This is a genomic window from Paraburkholderia terrae (assembly GCF_002902925.1).
GTDB lineage: Bacteria > Pseudomonadota > Gammaproteobacteria > Burkholderiales > Burkholderiaceae > Paraburkholderia > Paraburkholderia terrae.
In genome coordinates, this window is sequence record NZ_CP026111.1 from 717,945 (window position 1) to 738,967 (window position 21,023).

The window sequence follows — 21,023 nt, forward strand, 5'->3', positions numbered from 1 at the left end:
GTGATTTGTTGTTATTGAAACCTGCGCGACTCACAGACCGAGATCGTTCCACAAGCCGTCGATGCGCGCCTTGACGGCATCGTCCATCACGATCGGCCGACCCCATTCGCGGTCGGTTTCGCCGGGCCATTTATTGGTCGCGTCGAGCCCCATCTTCGAGCCGAGTCCCGCGACGGGCGACGCGAAATCCAGGTAGTCGATCGGCGTGCGATCGACCAGCACGGTATCGCGCGTCGGGTCGATACGTGTCGTGATGGCCCAGATCACTTCCTTCCAGTCGCGAATGTTCACGTCCTCGTCGACGACGACGATGAACTTCGTATACATGAACTGCCGCAGGAAGCTCCACACGCCGAACATCACGCGCTTTGCGTGGCCCGGGTAGCTCTTCTTCATCTGCACGATGGCCATCCGGTAGCTGCAGCCTTCGGGCGGCAGATAGAAGTCGGTGATCTCGGTGAACTGCTTCTGCAGCAGCGGCACGAACACCTCGTTCAGCGCGACGCCGAGCACCGCGGGTTCGTCGGGCGGCTTGCCGGTGTAGGTGGAGTGATAGATCGCGTCGCGGCGCATCGTGATGCGCTCGATCGTGAACACGGGGAACCACTCCTGCTCGTTGTAGTAGCCGGTGTGATCGCCGTATGGGCCTTCGAGCGCGTGTTCATACGCGGCGCTCGCGCCTTTCGTCGGACGCGGCGGTGCGCCTTCGGGCGCGGGCGTCGGCGCGCCCTCCTGCGGATAGATGAAGCCCTCCAGCACGATCTCCGCGCGCGCGGGCACCTGCAGCGTGTCGACGCCGGGCGTGATGCACTTCGCCAGTTCGGTGCGTCCGCCGCGCAGCAGGCCGGCGAACTGGTATTCGGACAGCGTGTCGGGCACGGGCGTCACCGCGCCGAGGATCGTGGCCGGATCGGCTCCGAGCACCACGGCAACGGGATACGGCTTGCCGGGGTTCTTCAGCGCGAACTCGCGGAAGTCAAGCGCGCCGCCGCGATGCGCGAGCCAGCGCATGATGACCTTGTTCCGCCCGATCACTTGCTGACGATAGATGCCAAGGTTCTGCCGCGTCTTGTTCGGCCCGCGCGTAACGGTCAGCCCCCAGGTGATCAGCGGCCCCGCGTCGCCGGGCCAGCAGGTCTGGACAGGCAGCTTCGCGAGATCGACGTCGTTGCCTTCCCAGACGATTTCCTGGCAGGGCGGGGCGCTCACCGTCTTCGGCGCCATGTCCCACACCGCCTTCGCGAGCGACAGCAGCTTGCCCGCGTCCTTGAGGCCCTTGGGCGGCTCCGGCTCCTTCAGCGCGGACAGCAGCCGCCCGACATCGCGCAGCGACTCCAGCGCCGCGCTGTCGCTGTCCGCGGCGTCTTGCGCGGAAGTATCGATGCCCATTCCGAGCGCGACACGCCGTGGCGTGCCGAACAGATTGCCGAGCACCGGGAACGCGTGAGCCTGCTTCGACTCGAACAGCAGCGCGGGACCGCCTGCGCGCAGCACGCGATCGCACAGTTCGGTCATTTCCAGGATAGGCGACACGTTTTGCGAGATACGGCGCAGTTCGCCGAGCGATTCGAGGCGGCTCGCGAAGTCGCGCAGGTCTTTGTATTTCATCGGTCCGGTCTGGCAGCCGCGAAGCGGCCATGCAAGGGCTGAAAATGGTGGCGAAGCGGGCGGCGCGGTGACGATCAACCGACCAGCAACAAGCGGCCCGAACGGATTGTCGATTTTACCTGCGTTAGGAAGCGCACGTTGAATACCGAAATTGCCAATCGGCTGGAAAGCCCCTTGTGCAGGGGGATCCGGCGGACTGAACACCGTTCATTATTACAATTAGTTATAGTTTTGACGTCCTATAGTGTTGACGATCTATAAAACCCTGCTAGAATCCGGTCACATCGGTTGCAGGAATTGATAGTTTTTACCACCGTCCTCCGGTCCTACAGACGCAACGCGTCGCTCTTACCGCTCCTGCACGGTATTGACGGTCATATGTAGTCTCCACCAGCGCATATCGACGCTGGTTTTTTCGCGTGGGAGCCATCGTATGCGTGCCTTTTGGCATGCAGGCGGTCTTTTTCAAGATTTTGGCTCCCCAACGGTACTTTTTGCCGTTTTCCCGACGTCGTTGTCGCCTTAACCAGAGCAGGCGGCGTCTTGGTTCTTTCGAACAGCAGTCCAGCCGGTCGTTCTTACGGTGTTCGCGAAAGCCAGCAACATGGGAGATCTGAATGAACGCCTGGTTATCGTGGCGTCCCAACGAGCGGATCGCGCAAGTCATGCGCGGCGCGCTGCGTCAAGGGACGCGTGTAAGTCATCATCTATTCAGCGTGGTTGGCGGGTTTGCTGTCCTGTTCGCGCTCACGCTGTGGCTGATGCCGAGCTGGCGCCTTACGCTGGCAACACGGCTGATGCCCTTCATCACGGCCGCCGTGCAGGCTGGCCCCGCCCGTCTGCTGCAGGGCAACCCGCTGCCGTCGTTTGCGCCTCAACAGCGTAGCAACGCGGCGCCGCAAGACGATACGCTGTCGAGCTCGTCCATCTCGTCGAGCCCGACGGACCACCCCAACACGGCGGCTGCCGCCGCTGACGCCGGCTACAACGTCGCCAGCGACAACAGCAGCTTCACGGCTCCGTCCGGCTCGGGCGTGAGTACCGGCCTTTCGTCGGCTGCGCTCAACGGCCTCGATCCGCGCACGCTGCCCAGCGTCGGCACGATCGCTTCGATGATTCCGTCGCAACGCGTGTCGCCTGACGCCCGTGACGACCGCGTGCTGGTTTCCACCCGCGAGCAGGACCTCGTCGCGACGTTCATCGCGCGGCGCTACCGCGTCGCTCAGGAGCCCGTCAGCGAGCTCGTAAAGGCTGCGTTCGACACCGGCCGCGAAGTCGGCCTCGACCCGTTGCTGCTGCTCGCCGTGATGGCCATCGAATCGGGCTTCAACCCGTACGCGGAAAGCGGCGTGGGCGCGAAGGGCCTGATGCAGGTGATGTCGACGGTTCACTCGGACAAGTTCCGGTACTTCGGCGGCCAGAACGCGGCGCTCGAACCGCTCGCCAACATCAAGGTCGGCGCGATCGTGCTGAAGGATTGCATCGCACGTGGCGGCTCGTTGCCGGGCGGTCTGCGCCTGTACGTCGGCTCGACGTCGCAGGACGACGGCGGCTACGGCGCGAAGGTGATGGCCGAGCGCACGCGTTTGCGCGATATCGCGCGCGGCCGCAAGGTGCCGATCAACTCGCCGCAAGCTCCGTCGACGGTGACGGCTTCGACGTCGACGTCCACAGCAGCGGCGTCGAATGGTGCGAACAAGCGCGTGCAGATGACGCTCGACGGCCACCCGTTGAGCGCTGCAACGCCGGTGAAGGGCGCGGAGCAGGATGACGCGAGCGCGAATGCGGCGAAGCACGTGGCGCAGCAGCCTGAACTGGGCGCCTGATCGCGTTCGGACACGCTGATTGCGTAAAAGAAAAGGGCACCTTCGGGTGCCCTTTTTTCGTTCGGTGGCGGGTTTTCTTACGCCTTGAAGCTAGTTTTCAGCGGTGCGCCGGCACCGCCGCCGCGTACTTACCCGCCGAACAGTTTCTGCAGACGCTCGACGGCCTCTTCGAGCTTCGAATACGCAGTCGCATACGACAGCCGGATGTACTCGCGCGGCTGGTACGAGCCGAAGTCCATGCCCGGCACGAGCACGATGCCCGCGTCGTGCAGCATCGCGCTCGTCAGCGCGGCGCTGTCGCCGGCGGCCGGATGCGCGACGCTGCGGCAGTCCGCGTAGACATAGAACGCGCCGTCCGGCATGACGGGCACCGTGAAGCCCAGCGATTCGAGCGCGGGCGAGATGAAATCGCGGCGGCGCTTGAACTCCAGCCGACGCGCTTCGTAGATCGCGAGCGTATCCGGCTCGAAGCAGGCAAGCGCCGCGTGCTGCGCGAGCGCTGACGCGCAGATGAACAGATTCTGCGCGAGCTTCTCGAATGCGCCGACGAGCGCGGGCGGCACCACGAGCCAGCCCAGCCGCCAGCCGGTCATGTTGAAGTACTTCGAAAAGCTGTTGACGGTGATGACATCCTCGCCGAACGACAGCGCCGACACGGGCGGCGCGTCGTAACTCAAGCCTTGGTAAATCTCGTCGACGATCGTGAAGCCGCCGCGCGCGCGGACCGCTTCGACGATGCGCTTCAGCTCGGCCGGCTCGATCGACGTACCCGTCGGATTCGACGGCGAGGCGAGCAGCACGCCGCGCGTGCGCGCGTTCCAGAGGCGTTCGACGTCATTGGCCGTCAACTGGAAGCGCTCGGCCGGGCCGCTTGGCACGAGCACAGGCTTGCCCTCGGCGGCGGCGACGAAATGGCGGTTGCATGGATAGCTCGGGTCGGGCATCAGCACTTCGTCGTCGCGGTCGACGAGCGCTGCGCACGCCAGCAACAGCGCCGCCGAGGCACCCGCCGTCACGACGATTCGCGCCGGATCGATGTCCAGACCATACGCGTGCTTGTAATGACCCGCGATGGCCTCGCGCAGCGGGTGAATGCCGAGCGCGCTCGTGTATTGCGTGACGCCGCTCCGCAGCGCTCGCGTGGCGGCCTCGATCACGGGTTCCGGCGCGGTGAAATCGGGTTCGCCGATTCCCATATGGATGATGTCGCGCCCGGCGCGCTCCAGCAGCGCCGCTTCCTTCGCCAGTTCCATCACATAGAACGGCTGGATGGCGTCGACACGGGCGGCCAGTTTCACGAGGGGTTCGGTCACGCTGTTCATTCGATGAGTCCAGTTCAATCAGATGCACGAGCACTGTCGCGCAAAAAAACAAAGGCGGGCCCGCGTAACGCCGGACCCGCCTGCATCGCCAACATCTGAAGCCAGCTACGCGCGTCGCGTGCGCTTACTGCTTGCGGCCGGCCGCCTGCGTTTCCGCTTCGCGCAGCTTCACGGACAGCTTGTCCAGCACGCCATTCACGTACTTGTAGCCGTCGGAGCCGCCGAAGGTCTTCGCGAGTTCGACCGCCTCGTTGATGACGACGCGATACGGAATGTCGACGTGATTCTTCAGTTCGTACGCGGCCACCAGCAGCACCGCGCGCTCGACGGGCGACAACTGGTCGATCGGGCGGTCGAGGCAGGGCGTGAGGTCAGCGGACAATGCCTCCGAATCTCGGATCACGCCATGCAGGATCGCGTCCAGATGTTCGTGGTCGGCCTTGTCGTAACCCTGGGCGCCGCGCAACTGCGCGTCGATCTCACCTGCCGGCGAACCCGACAGCAGCCACTGATAAAGCCCCTGCGTGGCCAGTTCGCGGGAGCGTCGGCGTGCGCTCTTCATGCCCGTTCCTCTTCGTCGTCCTCGTCTTCGTCTTCCTCGTCGTCGCCACCGTCCAGCTGTTCGAGCGCGACCGCGAGATTTGCCATTTCCACAGCGGTGCGCGCCGCGTCACGACCCTTTTCGGTCATGCGGGCAACGGCTTGCTCGTCGCTTTCCGTCGTCAGCACGGCGTTTGCGATGGGCGTGCCGAAGTCGAGCGCAATGCGCGAGATGCCCGAGCCGCTTTCGTTCGACACGAGTTCGAAGTGATACGTCTCGCCGCGGATGACCGCGCCGAGCGCGATCAGCGCGTCGAACTGGCCGCTTTCAGCGAGCTTCTGCAGCGCGAGCGGGATTTCCAGCGCGCCCGGCACAGTGACGAGCAGCACGTCTTCGCCCGTCACGCCGAGGCGTTCGAGTTCTTCGATGCATGCGTCCGCGAGGCCGTTGCAGACGGGTTCATTAAAGCGCGATTGGACGATGCCGATGCGCAGACCGTCGCCGTCGAGATTCGGTTGGTATTGTCCGATTTCCATTTGAGATCCGTAGTGTGTTGGTTGAGCGCAGATACGCGGAAACTGGGCGAAAACTGGTCGTGAAAACAGTTGATGCGTTCAGCAGTTCTGCGGCTTTTCGGCCGCGCTGCCCGGCATCGGCACGAAGCCGGTGACTTCGAGCCCATAGCCGGACATGCTGCCCAGCTTGCGCGGGTTCGACAGCACCTGCATCTTGCCGACACCGAGTTCGCGCAAAATCTGCGCGCCGATGCCATACGTCTTGAAGTCCACCGGGCGGCGCTTGAGCGCCTCGGCCCGGCTCTTTTCGTCGAATGCCTTGAACACGTCGATCATGTGTTCCTTCGAGTCGCCGCAGTTCAGCAGCACGATCACGCCATGATCGCGCGCGGCAATTTCCTTCATGGCGGCGTCGAGCGTCCACGAGTGCGTGGATGTGCCGACTTCCAGCAGATCCAGCACCGAGAGCGGCTCATGCACGCGCACCATGGTTTCGCGGTCCGGCGTAGGCGTGCCGCGCACCAGCGCCATGTGCGGCTGTCCGCTCGGCTGGTCCAGATACATCACCGCGCGGAACGGGCCGTGTACGGTTTGCATCGTGCGTTCGCAGACGCGCTCGACGATCGATTCTGTGCGGCTGCGGTAGTGGATCAGGTCGGCGATCGTGCCGATCTTCAGGCCGTGCTCCTCAGCAAACGTCAGCAGGTCGGGCAGGCGCGCCATCGTGCCGTCGTCCTTGATGATTTCGCAGATCACGGCAGCGGGCGTGAGGCCCGCGAGCGCCGTGAAATCGCAACCGGCTTCCGTGTGGCCCGCGCGCACCAGCACGCCGCCCGGCTGCGCCATGATCGGGAACACGTGGCCCGGCTGGACGATGTCCTCGGTGCGCGCGTTTGCCGCGACGGCCGTGGCGATGGTATGCGCGCGGTCCGCCGCCGAAATGCCCGTGGTGACGCCTTCGGCCGCCTCGATGCTGACGGTGAACGCCGTGCCGTACTGCGTGCCGTTGCGGTGCGTCATCAGCGGCAGGTTGAGCAGCCTGCAGCGTTCCTGCGTGAGCGTCAGACAGATCAGGCCGCGGCCGTAGCGCGCCATGAAGTTGATTGCTTCAGGCGTGATGAATTCCGCTGCGATGACGAGGTCGCCCTCGTTTTCGCGGTCTTCTTCGTCGACAAGAATCACCATCCGGCCCGCTTTGAGCTCGGCGATGATTTCAAGGGTGGAGGCGAGGGTCATGTTGGCGAGAAGTTTGGGAAAGCGCGTATTTTACGCCACGCCGCCCGGCAAGTCGCCCGTCCGAACGGCATATGCCGTCCGGACGAATGTTCAGCCGCGAAGAGACGCGCGAGACTACTTCGGTGCGTTGAGCATCCGCTCGACGTAACGCGCGATCAGGTCGATCTCCAGATTGACCTTCGTCCCGTCCTTCAAGGCCTTGAGCGTGGTGACTTCAACCGTATGCGGAATCAGATTGATCGAAAACTCGCAACCGTCGTCGCGGTCCGTCACCGAGTTCACGGTGAGGCTCACGCCGTTCACGGTGATCGAGCCTTTGTACGCCAGATACTTGCCGATCTCGCGCGACGCCAGCACACGCAGTTCGTGCGATTCGCCCACGCGCGCAAAGCGCGTCACCGTACCGAGCCCGTCCACGTGGCCCGAGACGATATGGCCGCCGAGGCGATCGTGCGAGCGCAGCGCCTTTTCGAGGTTCACTTCACCCGTGTCGCCGAGACCCACCGTGCGGTTCAGGCTTTCGCGTGACACGTCGACGTCGAACGAAGCCGGCGTCTTGTCGATCACGGTCATGCACGCGCCCTGGATCGCGATGCTGTCGCCCAGTTGCACGTCGTCGAGATCGAGGCCGCCCGCTTCGACGGTCAGGCGGACGCCCGCGTCCGGCTCGTTGCCGAGCGGCTTGATCGCTGCAATGCGGCCTACAGCCGCGACGATTCCCGTAAACATCGTGTCGTGTCCTCTATCTAACGGTCAGTGCGCGGGCGGGTTCGGCAGCAGGCGCGCGAGAATCCGCACGTCACTGCCAATCCGGTCCACGGCATGAAATTCGAGTTGCGTGCGCGCATCCAGCGAGCCCGGCGCGGCGAGATTGAACATGCTCATCGAGTCGTTGCCGAGCAGGCTCGGAGCGAGATAAACCAGCAGCTCGTCGACGCAGCCTTCGCGCAGCAGCGATCCGTTCAGCTTGTAGCCCGCTTCCACGTGCAGTTCGTTGACCTCGCGCTTCGCGAGTTCTTCGAGCATGCGCGGCAGATCGACCTTGCCGTTCTCGTTTGCGAGCGGCACGATCTCGGCGCCGCGGTCGTGCAGCACGGCGGCGCGTTCTTCGAGCAGCGGCGTGAGCGTGCTGCAGAAAATCAGCGTCGGCGCACCCGCGAGAATCTGCGCTTCGGGTGGCACTTCCAACTGGCTGTCGATCAGCACGCGGTGCGGCTGGCGCGGCGTATCGACGGCGCGCACGGTCATGCGCGGATTGTCTTCCTTCACGGTGCCGATACCCGTCAGGATCGCCGACGCGCGGGCGCGCCACGCGTGCCCGTCGTTGCGTGCCGCTTCGCCCGTGATCCATTGGCTTTCGCCCGACGGCAAGCCCGTGCGCCCATCCAGCGACGCTGCCACCTTCATCCGCACCCATGGCCGGCCGCGCATCATCCGCGAGACGAAGCCGATGTTCAGTTCGCGTGCTTCCGTTTCGAGCAGGCCGCAGCGCACCTCGATGCCCGCGTCGCGCAGCATCGTCAGGCCGCGTCCCGACACGCGCGGGTTCGGATCTTCCATTGCGGCGACCACACGCGCGACCTTCGCCTCGATCAGCGCGTTCGCGCACGGCGGCGTGCGGCCGAAGTGGCTGCACGGCTCGAGCGTCACGTAGGCGGTCGCGCCGCGCGTATCGTTGCCGCGACTGCGCGCGTCCTTGAGCGCCTGAATTTCCGCGTGATCGTGACCGGCTGGCTGCGTGTAGCCTTCGCCGATCACCTCGCCATTTTTCACCAGCACACAACCGACGCGCGGATTCGGGTCGGTCGTGTACAGGCCGCGCCAGGCGAGGGCCAGCGCGCGTTCCATGTGGACGAAATCGTTCTGCGAAAACATCGGCTTCGGGTTATCCGTTCAGTGTTTCGTCGTGGTTGATCAGGCGAGCGACTTGAATGCGCCGCGCGCGGCTTCGACGGTGGCGTCGATGATCGCGTCGTCGTGCGCGCTCGACACGAAGCCTGCTTCATACGCCGAAGGCGCGAAGTACACGCCCGCATCCAGCATCTTGTGGAAGAACGAGTTGAAGCGCGGCACGTCGCAGCGCGAGATTTCCGCGAAGCTGCCCGGCACCGATTCCGAGAAATACAGGCCGAACATGCCGCCGACGGAATCCGCCGCGAACGGCACCTTCGCTTCGCGCGCGGCTTCCGTGAGACCTTGGACGAGGCGGGTGGTCTGACGCGACAGCGCGTCGTAGAAGCCCGGCGCCTGGATCAGTTGCAGCGTCTTGAGGCCAGCCGCGACCGCGATGGGGTTGCCCGACAGCGTGCCCGCCTGATACACGCCGCCCAGCGGCGCGAGATGGGCCATGATGTCGCGCCGTCCGCCGAAGGCAGCCGCCGGCATGCCGCCGCCGATCACCTTGCCGAGACACGTGAGGTCCGGCGTGATGCCATACAGTTCTTGCGCGCCGCCCAGCGCGACGCGGAAACCGCACATCACTTCGTCGAAGATCAGCACTGCGCCGTATTCGGTGCAAAGGCGCCGCAGCGCGCCGAGGAATTCCGGCGTCGCGCGCACGAGATTCATGTTGCCCGCCACCGGCTCGACGATCACGGAAGCGATCTCATTGCCGAATGCCTTGAACGCTTCTTCGAGCGCGGCGACGTTGTTGTATTCGAGCACCGTAGTGTGCTTCGCGATATCCACAGGCACACCCGCCGAGGTCGGGTTGCCGAACGTCAGCAAGCCCGAGCCGGCTTTGACGAGCAGGCTGTCCGCGTGGCCGTGATAGCAGCCTTCGAACTTGACGATGCGGCTGCGGTTTGTGAAGCCGCGCGCGAGGCGCAGCGCGCTCATCGTCGCTTCCGTGCCGCTCGACACCATCCGCACCTGTTCCATCGAAGGCACCAGCTTGCAGATTTCCTCGGCAATCTCGATTTCGGCTTCAGTCGGCGCGCCGAACGAGAAGCCGTTAACCAGCACGCGCTGCACGGCTTCCAGCACTTCGGGATGCACGTGCCCGACGATCATCGGTCCCCAGGAGCCGATGTAGTCGATATAGCGCTTGCCCTCGGCGTCCCAGAAGTACGCGCCTTGTGCGCGCTCGATGAAACGCGGCGTGCCGCCGACCGAACGGAAGGCGCGCACGGGCGAGTTGACGCCGCCCGGAATGGTTTTCTGGGCGCGGTCGAAGAGTTCTTGATTGCTGGACATGAGCGTTGGACCTGCTTGGGTTGGGATCGCGCGTCGGACGGCTGTGACTGGCGCGAATGCAGTACAAGGGCGGTATCGATGCGGTGCAAAGGCTTGCCGCGAAGCGCGCAGTGTTCGCACGAGCCTGAAATGACCTCTCGAAATTGTACCGGAGTCGTGTGCGGTCGGCCGCGAGCCGTGCCGGTGCGGCGACGCGGCGGGCATTGCGCTCACGTGTCGCCGGGGTCGCCTCCGCCATTGCCTTCGCCGTCGCCGGGCGGGCTATTGGGGCGTTTGGGCGAACTGAAGTACATCGCGACCCGTGCCGCGCGCTTGCCGGCAGCGGCCTTGTTCGCCGCGCTCCACGCTTGCGAGGCTTGCTCTTTGGTCGATTTGGCGGGCGCGTCCGCAACCGGCGCGACAACTGGCCGCGCGCGCTTGCCGGTGCGTTCGATCCACAGCTTTTCGAGCGCGCCTTCGGCCATTGGCTTGATCGAGATGCCCGAGGTTTGGGCGTCCCACGTTTGCACGGAGAACGGGTGCTTGCGCAATTCGTCGCGCGTGATCACGACTTCATGATGCGCGTCGACCAAATAGTCGTAGACGAAATCGACGCACAGCCGGTAGCCGCGCTTCTTGGTCGCGTCGGGCATTTCGTACGGCGCGCGCGTCACGTAGCCCGACGCGAACACGCCCTTCGGCTCCAGCGTCACACGATGAATGAACACACGGTCGCCCGGCAGGATGCTGCGCGAGAAGCCGCAGCCCCAGACATCGGTGACGGCTTCGCCGGCCGCGACGCGTTTGGCGACGTCCGGCAACTCGGGCCACGGCCACTTCTTCGGGCTCCAGATCAGCAGAAAGGCAGTCATCTGGGTCGGGAATTGGTATCGAAGGAACGGACGGCCAGCTTAACCGATAAGGCGAGGAAAGCCCGGCTTGGGCGGCTGCCGGGTAGGGCGATGGCGGGCGTCGGGTACAATCGGGGGCCGTATCCGCAGCGCGGCACGGTCCGCTGGGCCCAGCATCGACCGGTCTTCGCGCGCTGCTTCTCAATGGAATTCCATGTCTCAGGATGTCAGATCCCGGCCGGATGCCCGGCTGATTCTGCTACTCGGCGCGCTTGCCGCGTGCGGGCCGATTTCGATCGATATGTATCTGCCCAGCCTGCCGTCGATCACGCAGGCGTTCAGCGTCAGCGTCGGTGCCGCGCAGAGCACGCTGACCAGTTTCATGCTCGGTTTCTCCGTCGGCATGTTGCTGTACGGTCCGATGTCCGATGCGTATGGGCGGCGGCCCGTGCTGCTCGGCGGCATCATCATGTACACGCTGGCGACGATTGCATGCGCGCTGTCGCTGTCGATTGGTGCGCTCATTACTTTCCGCTTCCTTCAGGCGCTTGGTGCGGGCGCGGCATCGGTGCTGGCGCGCGCGATTGCCCGCGATGCGCATGGGCCGAGCGACGCGGCTCGCGTTTTGTCTATGCTCGCTATCGTCACGTCGATCGGGCCGTTGCTTGCGCCGTTGATCGGCGGGCAGTTGCTGTTGCTTGGTGGCTGGCGCGTCGTGTTCATCGCACTGACGATTTTTGGCGCGGTCTGCGCTGTTACCGCGTTCTTGCGCGTTCCTGAGACCTGGCCTCGCGAGAAGCGCGCACACGGCGCGGTGCTGCAATCATTTGCCGCCTACGGCACGCTGTTGAAAGACCCCGTCACTTGGGGGCACATGCTGTGCGGCGGCATGGCGTTCGCGTCGATGTTCGCTTACATCACGGCTACTCCGTTCGTGTATATCGAGTACTTTCATGTGTCCGCGCAGCACTACGGCTTTCTGTTTGGGCTGAACATTGTCGGCATCATGCTCGGGAATTTCATCAACACGCGTGTTGTTGGGCGCACTGGGCCGCTGCCAATTATTTCTGCGGCCGCGACGATTAGCTTCATTGCGTCGTTGTTCGTTGCGCTGATGTGTCTCACAGGGTGGGGCGGTTTGTGGTCGATCGTCGCTGGGTTGTTCTTTGTGGTGGGCGTGGTCGGCGTGCTGTCGGCGAATTGCACGACCGATCTCATGCATCGCTATCCGCGTAATGCCGGCGCGGCGGCGGCTGTGTTCGGGGCTATGCAGCTTGCGCTTGGGGCTTTGTCTAGCTTCGCCGTTGGGCTCTGGCATGACGGGTCGCCGCAAGGGATGGGGGTGACGATTGCTGTCGCGGGGTCGTTGTGTTTTGTTGGGAGGGTTTTGGTATTGAGGTGGCATCCGCGGCATTAATGTTTTTGTTTTCGCGGCGCGGGCGGTGGTCTTTGTGGGTTTGGGTTTGCGCCGGCTTCCGCGTTATGGTGTTCGCTGCGCAAGCTTTGGCGCTGTGCGTTTGCTTTTTCGCTGGCATCCGCGTTAGGCCTTCGTGCTTCAGGCGTCGCCCCGCACAGGGGCGACGCTTGAAGCACGAAGGCAAAGCGCGGATGCCAGCGCAGAAGCAGAAAGACCAAACCGCTTGCGCAGCAAAAAAACACCACGTCGCGGATGCCAGCACAAAATCAAGCCCACAAAGCGCAACGCTCGCGCCATGAGAGCGCACTGGGGAACACCCGCGCTGAAGCGACAAAAGACCAACCGCCCGCGCCGCGAAAGCCCCAACAACAAACCCCCAGCGCCGCAGGCAAAAAACCCCAAAAAACCTCAATCCCGCGGCGACGCCGCCGCCCCATGACTCAGCCAGTCGAGCACAGCCGACGTATCATCATCCGAGCCCTTACGAGCCTTAGAAACTGCAGCGCTAACTTCAGAAGCCGGCGCAGCCCGTCGAATAGCAACCCCAACCGCAAGAATATCGATCATCAACAGATGCAGAACCCGCGAAATCATCGACAGTTGAGACTCGCGAATCTCGATATGATCGGTTTCCAGCGCAACAGTCGCGCGCTTCGCCAAAGGCGTATTACTCGAAGTAATCGCGATCACCTTGGCGCCCGCCTGCATTGCCACTTCCAGAACACGCAGCAATTCCGGCGCCCGCCCGGACTTCGAAACCGCGACGATCACATCACCCTTCCCGAGCAATGCAGCCGACGCCGCCTGCATATACAGATCGCCGTAGGCAATAGTCGGAATACCAAACCGGAAGAACTTGTAATGCGCATCCTGCGCGACGATGTTCGAATTGCCGAGACCATAGAATTCGATGCGCCGCGCGCTGTTCAGCAGATCGATCGCCGACTCGACCTGCTCGAAGTTCAGATGCTCGCGCAACTGCAGAATCGCCGACACCGTGTTGTCCAGCACCTTCGCGCCGAAGTCCGTCGCCGTATCGCCGAGATGAACCTGGCTGTGCGAGACGGGAATCGTACCCGTCAAACCCGTCGCCAGCTTCAGCTTGAAATCGGACAAGCCCTGGCAGCCCAGTGAACGGCAGAAGCGGATCACCGTCGGCTGGCTCACATCGGCCTTGCGCGCGATATCGACGATCGGGTCGTTGATGATCGAACGAGGATGATTCAACGCGAGATCCGCGACGCGCCGCTCAGCAGGCGTCAGCGCATCGCGCATCTGGCGAATGCGCTCGAACACCGCCGACGAACTGCCGCCCGCGCGGTTCGACAACTGCTCCGCGAGAATCGCCGATACACCGAGAAACGCCGGATATTCCGCCGTGATCACATAGGTCGGCACGTTCTTCAGATACGCCTCGAAGCGGCCCTTCGCCTCGAAGCGCTGACGGAACGACGAGCGCGCGAACACTTCGCCCAGACGCGGCACGACGCCGCCACCGATATAGATGCCGCCTAACGCCCCAAGCGTCACCGCAATATTGCCGGCGAACGTGCCGAGAATGCCGCAGAACACGTCGATCGCTTCAGCCGCGAGCGCGTCGCCATCAAGACCTTTCTTGACGATCTCGGATACTTCGAGCGTCGCGGGCACACGCTTCTTATCGCGTTGGGCCAGCGCGCGATAGATCACTTCGATGCCAGGACCCGCCGCCACGCGTTCGAACGACACATGCGACCACTTCTTGCGCGCGTACTGCAGTACAAGGTCTTCGCGCTCGTCCATCGGCGCGAACGTCGCGTGGCCGCCTTCGCTGCCGAGTGCGATCCAGCGGTCATCGGCGGGAATCAAACCCGACACGCCCATGCCCGTGCCCGGGCCGAGCAGGCCGATCACGCTGTTCTGACGACGCGAGCCGCCGCCCACCTGCACGCGCTGCGCATCGGTGAGGCCCGGCAGCGCCATCGCCAGCGCCGTGAAGTCGTTGACGACCAGCAGCGTATCGAAGCCCAGCGCGCGGCGCGTCGCTTCGATCGAGAACGTCCAGTCGTGATTGGTCATGCTCACCTGATCGCCATCGACCGGGTTCGCAATCGCGATCGCCGCATGATTCACGCGGCCGATCTTGGTGTCCTTCAGATACTTCTTGATGACCTCTGCAACGCCCGGATACTCGGCACAGGGATAGACCATCACCTGCGTGATTTCACCAGGACCCGTCTCGAGCGCAAAGCGCGCATTGGTGCCGCCGATGTCGGCGAGCAGCCTCGGTCCGTCGGCGTGCTGACCCGCGCCGGGGACAGTCTTAGTTTGCACACCAGTAGACATCGAGTCTCACTCCCTTGTCGTTCGCCAACGTCGAGATGGCATTTTTTTGTTGGGCGGCTGCGGCGGCATTGAGCACGTCGAGCTTTTTCTGACCGGCAATCAGCAGGAACAGCCGGTCGATCTTCTTCAAGGCGGACATCGACCAGCTCACGCGCGCATGCGGCGCGGCGCCGGGATGCACGGCGACGAACGGCTCGGCCGTCGAGATCGCGTGCTCCCATTCGGGCGCATCCGCGAAAATCGATGCCGTGTGGCCGTCTTCGCCCATGCCGAGCACGGCGATATCGGGCAGATGACGATCGCCGCTCGCGACTTCGCCATTCAGCGCGGCGACGTAGGCGTCGAGCGATTGCATCGTATCGACGAGCGGAAGGAAGGCTGCGTCACGCGCGGCATGCTGCAACAGCGTCTCGCGCGCGAGGCGGGCGTTGCTGGCGTTGTCGGTCTCCGGCACCCAGCGGTCGTCGACGAGCGTCACCGCGATGCGCTTCCAGTCGAACGGTTGCGTGGACAGGGTTTGCAGAAACGGACGTGGACTCGTGCCGCCGGACACGGCAAGCGTCGTCGGGCGGGCGCGGGTCCCGCTCGCACGGACGGCGAGCGACGCATGTAACGCGTCGCCGACCGCCTTCGCCAGCGCGTCGGATTGGGCGCGCGGGTCGTCGAAAGCGTGAAGCTCGATCACTTCTCCTCCATGCTGCTTTCTTTGTTTGATCTGAATTGCTGCGGGGCGACGGCGGTTCTCGATAGAAGCCGACGTCGACGTGTCCCGCTGCTGCCGTTACCAGTCCTTTGCGATCCAGGTTCGGTCCGGCTATTCATGCTGTGTTCAACCGATACTTCATACGGCGCGCTGCGAGACAAACATCGATCATCGCAGGACAAAACAAAACGCGCCGCTCAAACGTCCATTCGCGTCAGTTCAATTCTCTTCTTCGAGCCAGCAGGTGCCGTGCTGCGCGAGCATCGCGCTCGCGGCGGCCGGCCCCCACGTGCCCGCCGCATAAGGCTTCGGCTTGCCCGACGCGGCCCATTCGTTGAGGATCGGCTCGACCCACTTCCATGCCGCTTCCTGTTCGTCGCGACGCACGAAGAGGGCAAGGCGTCCGTTGATCACGTCGAGCAGCAGACGTTGATACGCCTCCATCTGGCCTTCCTTGAAGAACTGGTCGAAGGCGAGGTCGAGGTGGACGCTCGACAGGTTCATCCCTTCGCCCGGCTTCTTCGCGAGGCAATAGAGGCGAATCGTTTCGTTCGGTTGCAGGCGGATCACGAGACGGTTCGCGCCCGCACGCAACGCCGACGCGCCCAGCGCCGAATGCGGCACCGCGCGGAAGTTGACCACGATCTCCGCGACGCGATCGGCGAGCCGTTTGCCCGTGCGCAGGAAGAACGGTACGCCCGCCCAGCGCCAGTTTTCGATCTCGACCTTCAGCGCAACAAATGTTTCCGTCGCGCTGTCCGTCTTCACGCCGGATTCCGTCGCATACGCGGGCACGGACGTGCCGCGAATGACGCCCGCGTGATACTGGCCGCGCACGGCGACCTTGCTGATATCGCGCGGATCGATCGGCTTCAAGGCACGCAGAACGCGCAGCTTTTCATCGCGGACGGAATCCGAGTCCATTGAATGCGGCGGTTCCATTGCGACGATCGAAAGCAGTTGCAGCAAATGGTTCTGCACCATGTCGCGCAACGCGCCCGTGTTGTCATAGAAGTCGCCGCGCGCTTCGACGCCGAGTTCTTCTGCAATCGTGATCTGGATGCTCTCGACCCATTCGCGACGCCACAGCGGCTCGAACAGCGCATTGCCGAAGCGCAGCGCCAGCAGGTTCTGCACGGGCTCTTTGCCGAGATAGTGGTCGATGCGGTAGATCTGCTCTTCGGCGAAGATCTCGCCGACGGCGTCGTTGATCGCATTCGACGAACGCAGATCGTAGCCAAGCGGCTTTTCCAGCACGATGCGCGCGTTCTGGTTCAAGCCCACGGACGCGAGCGCATGGCAGATCGGGACGAACAGCGACGGGCCTGTGGCCAGATAGAACACACGCGTACCGGCGTGATCCTGCAAGGCATCGCGCAGCTTGACGAAGTCTTCGGCCTTGCCGAGATCGAGCTTCACATACTCGATGCGGTCGACAAAGCTCGCCCACGCGTTTTCATCGATGCCGCTCTTCGCGACGTGCGCCTTCACGTGCTCATTGACCCATTGCAGATAACCCGCACGGTCCTCCTCATGACGCGCGACGGCAACGATCTTGCCGCTCGCCGCGAGCATGCCTGCACGGTGCGCTTCATACAGAGCCGGGAGAATCTTGCGCATCGACAGATCGCCAGTTCCGCCGAAGAGAACGAAGGTGAAGCTAGAGTCGGTTTGCATGCGTCTCCGTGGGATATCTGATGGGCCTGTAAGGCGCCCGTAGTCCGATAAAATATTTTTTGACACTGAATTGTAGTTTAACTACAATCCAAATCAAGAGGTAACGTGAATTCGATGAAAAAAGCGTGCGGGGCTTGTGAACAAGCGCCTTTTCGCGGGTCCACGTAGCTTCCCTGCATGTTAACGGACAACGCGTTCCGGCATGCGCCAGAGTGCCCTTTGAGCGCGGCGCAGCATGACGGAGACAGGCGTTTTCATTGAATGACGTGCGCGGACCACCTCGAGTCTGCAACGCGCCGCAGTCAGAAGGCGGAGCAGGCAAAAATCAAAAGAGGAGACAGTTCTTGCATCGCAAATCACTCATCTCTTGAGCGTCACGCGGCCGAGCCTCGGCACGCTGGCACAACCACATCACCATGTGCCTGCCCGACGCTCGACCGTCCACCGCATTGCCTGTTTGACCAACCATCACACCCTGGTGACATCAGGGGCCACTCGTTTTTAAGTTCAGGTGTCTGGAGGAGATAAGCAATGAAATTCCGTGCGATCATGGGCGCCCTGTGCGCCGCAGGTCTGATGTGTGGCGTCGCCACGGCACAGGCGGCCGAATCGGTTGAAGTGCTGCACTGGTGGACCTCGGGCGGCGAATCGAAGGCTGTCGGCGTGCTGAAGGACGACCTGCAGAAGCAGGGATACACGTGGAAGGACTTCGCGGTGGCAGGCGGTGCGGGCGCAGCGGCCATGACGGCACTGAAGACCCAGGTCATCTCGGGCAACGCGCCTAGCGCGGCTCAGATCAAGGGTCCGCTGATCCAGGATTGGGCGTCGCAAGGCGTGCTGGTGAACGTCGACTCCGTCGCTGGCGACTGGAAGAAGAACCTGCCGCCGGAAATCGACAAGATCATTCACGCAGACGGTCACTACGTCGCCGCGCCGTTCTCGGTACACCGCGTCAACTGGCTGTACATCAACAAGGCAGCGCTCGACAAGGCGGGCGGCAAGGTGCCGACCACGTGGACCGAGTTCTTCGCTGTCGCCGAGAAGATGAAGGCAGCCGGCATCCAGCCGATCGCGATGGGCGGCCAGCCGTGGCAAGATCTGACGCTGTGGGAAGACGTCGTGCTGTCGGAAGGCGCGGACTTCTACAAGAAGGCGCTCGTCGACCTCGACCAGAAGACGCTGACCTCGGACAAGATGGTTCAGGTGTTCGACACGGTCCGCAAGATCCAGGGTTACTTCGACAGCGGCCGCACGGGCCGTGACTGGAACCTGGCAACGGCGATGGTCATCAACGGCAAGGCCGGCATGCAGTTCATGGGCGACTGGGCGAAGGGCGAGTTCGCGAACGCGAACAAGAAGTCCGGCTCGGACTACATCTGTGCAGCGGTTCCGGGCACGGAGAAGTCGTACACGTTCAACGTCGACTCGTTCGTGTTCTTCCAGCAGAAGGGCCAGAAGGCAGCGACGGCTGGTCAGCTCGCGCTCGCGAAGACCATCATGAGCCCGGAATTCCAGGAGCAGTTCAGCCTGTACAAGGGCTCGATCCCGGTTCGTCTGGGTGTGTCGATGGATAAATTCGACGACTGCGCGAAGAAGTCCTACGCTGATGAACAGACGGCTATCAAGTCGGGCGGCTATGTGCCGTCGCTGGCTCACGGCATGGCTCAGCCGGACGCAGCAGCAGGCGCAATCTCGGACGTCGTGACGAAGTTCATGAACTCGAATCAGGACTCCAAGACCGCTGTTGCTGCACTCGCGAAGGCTGCGAAGACCAAGTAAGGCAGTCGTAGCACAGTTGTAGCAGAACGCCCGGCGCGTATGGCTTTTAATAAACCATGCGCGCCGGACGACGATGGTGCGATGCATGGTGCAATGCATCACCGCGCCTCTGCCGTTCCGGTGTCTTCCCCTGATGCCTGACGGCACAGTTCCAGGAGTCAAGTTGTGACTGCTTCTATTAGCGGAAACGCAAAAGGCACGGCGTCAACAGCACGCGTGTCGCCGATGGCGGTATTGGCCGACCGCTGGATGCCGAAGCTGGTGTTGTCTCCCAGCATTCTCATCAGCCTGGTCTTTGTCTACGGTTTTATTCTCGTCACGGGCTATCTGTCGCTGTCTACGTCGCGACTGATGCCGCGTTACGATTTCGCCGGCTTCGCCCGGTACGCTGAACTGTTCGATAACGACGTCTGGTGGACGTCGGCGGCGAACCTTGGCTGGTTCGGCATTCCGTTTATCGCGATCTGTGTCGGCCTGGGTCTGTTTCTCGCGATCCTGCTCGACCAGAAGATTCGCAACGAAGGCGCATTGCGCGCGGTGTTCCTGTATCCGATGGCGCTGTCGTTCATCGTGACGGGCACGGCATGGCAGTGGATTCTGAACCCCGATCTCGGCTTCCAGAAAGTGCTGAACGACTGGGGCTGGACGAGCTTCTCGTTCGGCTGGCTGGGCGACCCCGACAAGGCGATTTTCTGCGTCGTGATCGCGGCCGTGTGGCAATCGACGGGCTTTGTGATGGCGCTGTTCCTTGCCGGTTTGCGCGGTGTGGACAGTGAGATCTTCAAGGCTGCGCAAGTGGACGGCGCGACGTTGCCCACTATCTACCGCAAGATCGTGATTCCGAGCATGCGCCCCGTGTTCTTCTCGGTGCTGCTGATTCTCTGCCACATCACGATCAAGACCTTCGACCTCGTGGTCGCGTTGACGGCGGGCGGTCCGGGCACGTCGTCGTCGCTGCCCGCGATGTTCATGTACACGTTTTCGTTCAACCGTGGGCAACTGGGCGTCGGCGCTGCGTCGTCGATGATGATGCTCGCGACCGTCGTGGCCGTGCTCGTGCCGCTGATGTACCTGGAATCGAGGAGCACGCGCAATGCAGCCTAAGATGAACTTCAGCCGCGTTGTCATCTACGCGGCGCTGATTCTGTTTGCGTTGTACTTCCTGTTCCCGCTGTACGTGATGCTGTCGACGTCGTTCAAGGACATCGACCAGCTGCGCTCGGGCAACCTGCTGACGCCGCCGACGCACTGGACCTTCGCGCCGTGGATCAAGGCGTGGAGTGAAGCCTGTACGGGCGTGCGCTGCGACGGCATGCAGCCGTTCTTCTTCAATTCGGTGAAGATGGTGATCCCGGCCGTGCTGTTGTCGTCGATCATCGGCGCGTTCAACGGTTATGTGCTGACGCACTGGCGTTTCCGTGGCGCGGATGCGTTCTTCACGATGCTGCTGGTCGGCTGCTTCATTCCGTTCCAGGCCATCCTGCTGCCGATGGCGCGTGTGCAAGGCTACTTCGGTCTGTCGAACACGATTGGCGGGCTGGTGCTGGTACACGTGGTCTACGGTATTGCGTTCACGACGATGTTCTTCCGCAACTTCTACGTTAGCGTGCCGGCGGAACTCGTGAAGGCGGCGCGTATCGACGGCGCCGGGTTCTTCATGATCTTCACGAAGATCATGATGCCGATCTCGCTGCCGATTTTCATGGTGTGCCTGATCTGGCAATTCACGCAGATCTGGAATGACTTCCTGTTCGGTATCGTGTTCTCCGGCGTCGATTCGATGCCGATCACCGTGGCGCTGAACAACCTCGTGAATACGTCGACGGGCGTGAAGGAATACAACGTCGACATGGCGGGCGCGATCATCGCGGCACTGCCGACGCTGCTCGTCTACGTGATCGCCGGCCGCTATTTCGTGCGCGGCCTGACGGCGGGCGCGGTGAAGGGTTAATTTTTGTGTAGACCGCTGCTTGTGCGTTGGCGCGAGCGGCGGTGCTCAACGGTATTCGGCTCGCGTCGCCAGCTAGCGACGTATCCGCAGTACAGAGA

At 63.1% G+C, this 21,023-nt stretch carries 17 protein-coding genes; 5 read left to right on the plus strand and 12 right to left on the minus strand.

Annotation, left to right across the window (positions count from 1 at the left end; genetic code table 11):
• Positions 1-30: 30 nt before the first annotated feature.
• On the minus strand, positions 31-1,608 hold the full coding sequence (locus C2L65_RS03235) for a UbiD family decarboxylase (RefSeq protein ID WP_042310504.1): 1,578 nt from the start codon (positions 1,606-1,608) through the stop codon (positions 31-33).
• A 617-nt stretch (positions 1,609-2,225) separates the two neighbouring features.
• On the opposite strand from C2L65_RS03235, the gene C2L65_RS03240 reads away from it, so the two are divergent.
• The gene (locus C2L65_RS03240; protein WP_042310506.1) at positions 2,226-3,434 is read left to right on the plus strand and encodes a transglycosylase SLT domain-containing protein; all 1,209 of its coding nucleotides are present in this window, start codon (positions 2,226-2,228) and stop codon (positions 3,432-3,434) included.
• 128 nt (positions 3,435-3,562) lie between these two features.
• Here the strand turns inward: C2L65_RS03240 and C2L65_RS03245 are convergent, their stop codons facing one another.
• From C2L65_RS03245 to C2L65_RS03280, 8 genes are all read right to left on the minus strand, one after another.
• The gene (locus tag C2L65_RS03245) at positions 3,563-4,756 is read right to left on the minus strand and encodes a pyridoxal phosphate-dependent aminotransferase (RefSeq protein ID WP_042310508.1); all 1,194 of its coding nucleotides are present in this window, start codon (positions 4,754-4,756) and stop codon (positions 3,563-3,565) included.
• Positions 4,757-4,880: 124 nt separating this feature from the next.
• Positions 4,881-5,318, minus strand: coding sequence for a transcription antitermination factor NusB (gene nusB / locus C2L65_RS03250; protein ID WP_007749953.1), 438 nt, complete (start codon positions 5,316-5,318; stop codon positions 4,881-4,883).
• Positions 5,315-5,833 (minus strand): 6,7-dimethyl-8-ribityllumazine synthase, encoded by a 519-nt coding sequence (gene ribH, locus C2L65_RS03255; RefSeq protein WP_007589500.1) that lies wholly within the window; start codon positions 5,831-5,833, stop codon positions 5,315-5,317. Before ribH ends, nusB begins: the two co-directional genes overlap by 4 nt.
• Positions 5,834-5,911: 78 nt before the next feature.
• A complete protein-coding gene (ribBA, locus tag C2L65_RS03260) occupies positions 5,912-7,048 on the minus strand; it encodes a bifunctional 3,4-dihydroxy-2-butanone-4-phosphate synthase/GTP cyclohydrolase II (protein ID WP_042310510.1) in 1,137 nt (378 codons plus the stop codon).
• A gap of 114 nt (positions 7,049-7,162) precedes the next feature.
• Positions 7,163-7,777: a riboflavin synthase gene (locus C2L65_RS03265; protein WP_042310512.1), complete on the minus strand. Its 615-nt coding sequence runs from the start codon at positions 7,775-7,777 to the stop codon at positions 7,163-7,165.
• A gap of 24 nt (positions 7,778-7,801) precedes the next feature.
• Positions 7,802-8,923 carry a bifunctional diaminohydroxyphosphoribosylaminopyrimidine deaminase/5-amino-6-(5-phosphoribosylamino)uracil reductase RibD gene (gene ribD / locus C2L65_RS03270; protein ID WP_007749957.1) on the minus strand — a complete coding sequence of 374 codons (1,122 nt, stop codon included), beginning with the start codon at positions 8,921-8,923 and terminating at the stop codon, positions 7,802-7,804.
• A gap of 39 nt (positions 8,924-8,962) precedes the next feature.
• Complete coding sequence (hemL, locus tag C2L65_RS03275; protein ID WP_042310513.1) at positions 8,963-10,243, minus strand: glutamate-1-semialdehyde 2,1-aminomutase; 1,281 nt, start codon at positions 10,241-10,243, stop codon at positions 8,963-8,965.
• A 209-nt stretch (positions 10,244-10,452) separates the two neighbouring features.
• On the minus strand, positions 10,453-11,094 hold the full coding sequence (locus tag C2L65_RS03280) for a hypothetical protein (protein WP_042310516.1): 642 nt from the start codon (positions 11,092-11,094) through the stop codon (positions 10,453-10,455).
• A 193-nt stretch (positions 11,095-11,287) separates the two neighbouring features.
• On the opposite strand from C2L65_RS03280, the gene C2L65_RS03285 reads away from it, so the two are divergent.
• Positions 11,288-12,490 carry a Bcr/CflA family multidrug efflux MFS transporter gene (locus tag C2L65_RS03285; protein ID WP_042310518.1) on the plus strand — a complete coding sequence of 401 codons (1,203 nt, stop codon included), beginning with the start codon at positions 11,288-11,290 and terminating at the stop codon, positions 12,488-12,490.
• A gap of 408 nt (positions 12,491-12,898) precedes the next feature.
• On the opposite strand, the gene C2L65_RS03290 is transcribed toward C2L65_RS03285, so the two are convergent.
• From C2L65_RS03290 to zwf, 3 genes are all read right to left on the minus strand, one after another.
• The gene (locus C2L65_RS03290) at positions 12,899-14,815 is read right to left on the minus strand and encodes a bifunctional transcriptional regulator/glucokinase (RefSeq protein WP_042310521.1); all 1,917 of its coding nucleotides are present in this window, start codon (positions 14,813-14,815) and stop codon (positions 12,899-12,901) included.
• Positions 14,793-15,500, minus strand: coding sequence for a 6-phosphogluconolactonase (gene pgl, locus C2L65_RS03295; RefSeq protein ID WP_042310524.1), 708 nt, complete (start codon positions 15,498-15,500; stop codon positions 14,793-14,795). The genes C2L65_RS03290 and pgl overlap by 23 nt, the downstream gene beginning before the upstream one ends.
• 237 nt (positions 15,501-15,737) lie before the next feature.
• Positions 15,738-17,195: a glucose-6-phosphate dehydrogenase gene (zwf, locus tag C2L65_RS03300; protein WP_042310525.1), complete on the minus strand. Its 1,458-nt coding sequence runs from the start codon at positions 17,193-17,195 to the stop codon at positions 15,738-15,740.
• Between the two features lie 531 nt (positions 17,196-17,726).
• Here zwf and C2L65_RS03305 point away from each other — a divergent pair.
• From C2L65_RS03305 to C2L65_RS03315, 3 genes are all read left to right on the plus strand, one after another.
• Complete coding sequence (locus C2L65_RS03305; RefSeq protein ID WP_007580588.1) at positions 17,727-18,974, plus strand: ABC transporter substrate-binding protein; 1,248 nt, start codon at positions 17,727-17,729, stop codon at positions 18,972-18,974.
• A 165-nt stretch (positions 18,975-19,139) separates the two neighbouring features.
• Positions 19,140-20,078 (plus strand): carbohydrate ABC transporter permease, encoded by a 939-nt coding sequence (locus tag C2L65_RS03310; RefSeq protein ID WP_042310527.1) that lies wholly within the window; start codon positions 19,140-19,142, stop codon positions 20,076-20,078.
• A complete protein-coding gene (locus C2L65_RS03315) occupies positions 20,068-20,925 on the plus strand; it encodes a carbohydrate ABC transporter permease (protein ID WP_007580590.1) in 858 nt (285 codons plus the stop codon). The genes C2L65_RS03310 and C2L65_RS03315 overlap by 11 nt, the downstream gene beginning before the upstream one ends.
• The last annotated feature ends 98 nt before the right edge of the window (positions 20,926-21,023 follow it).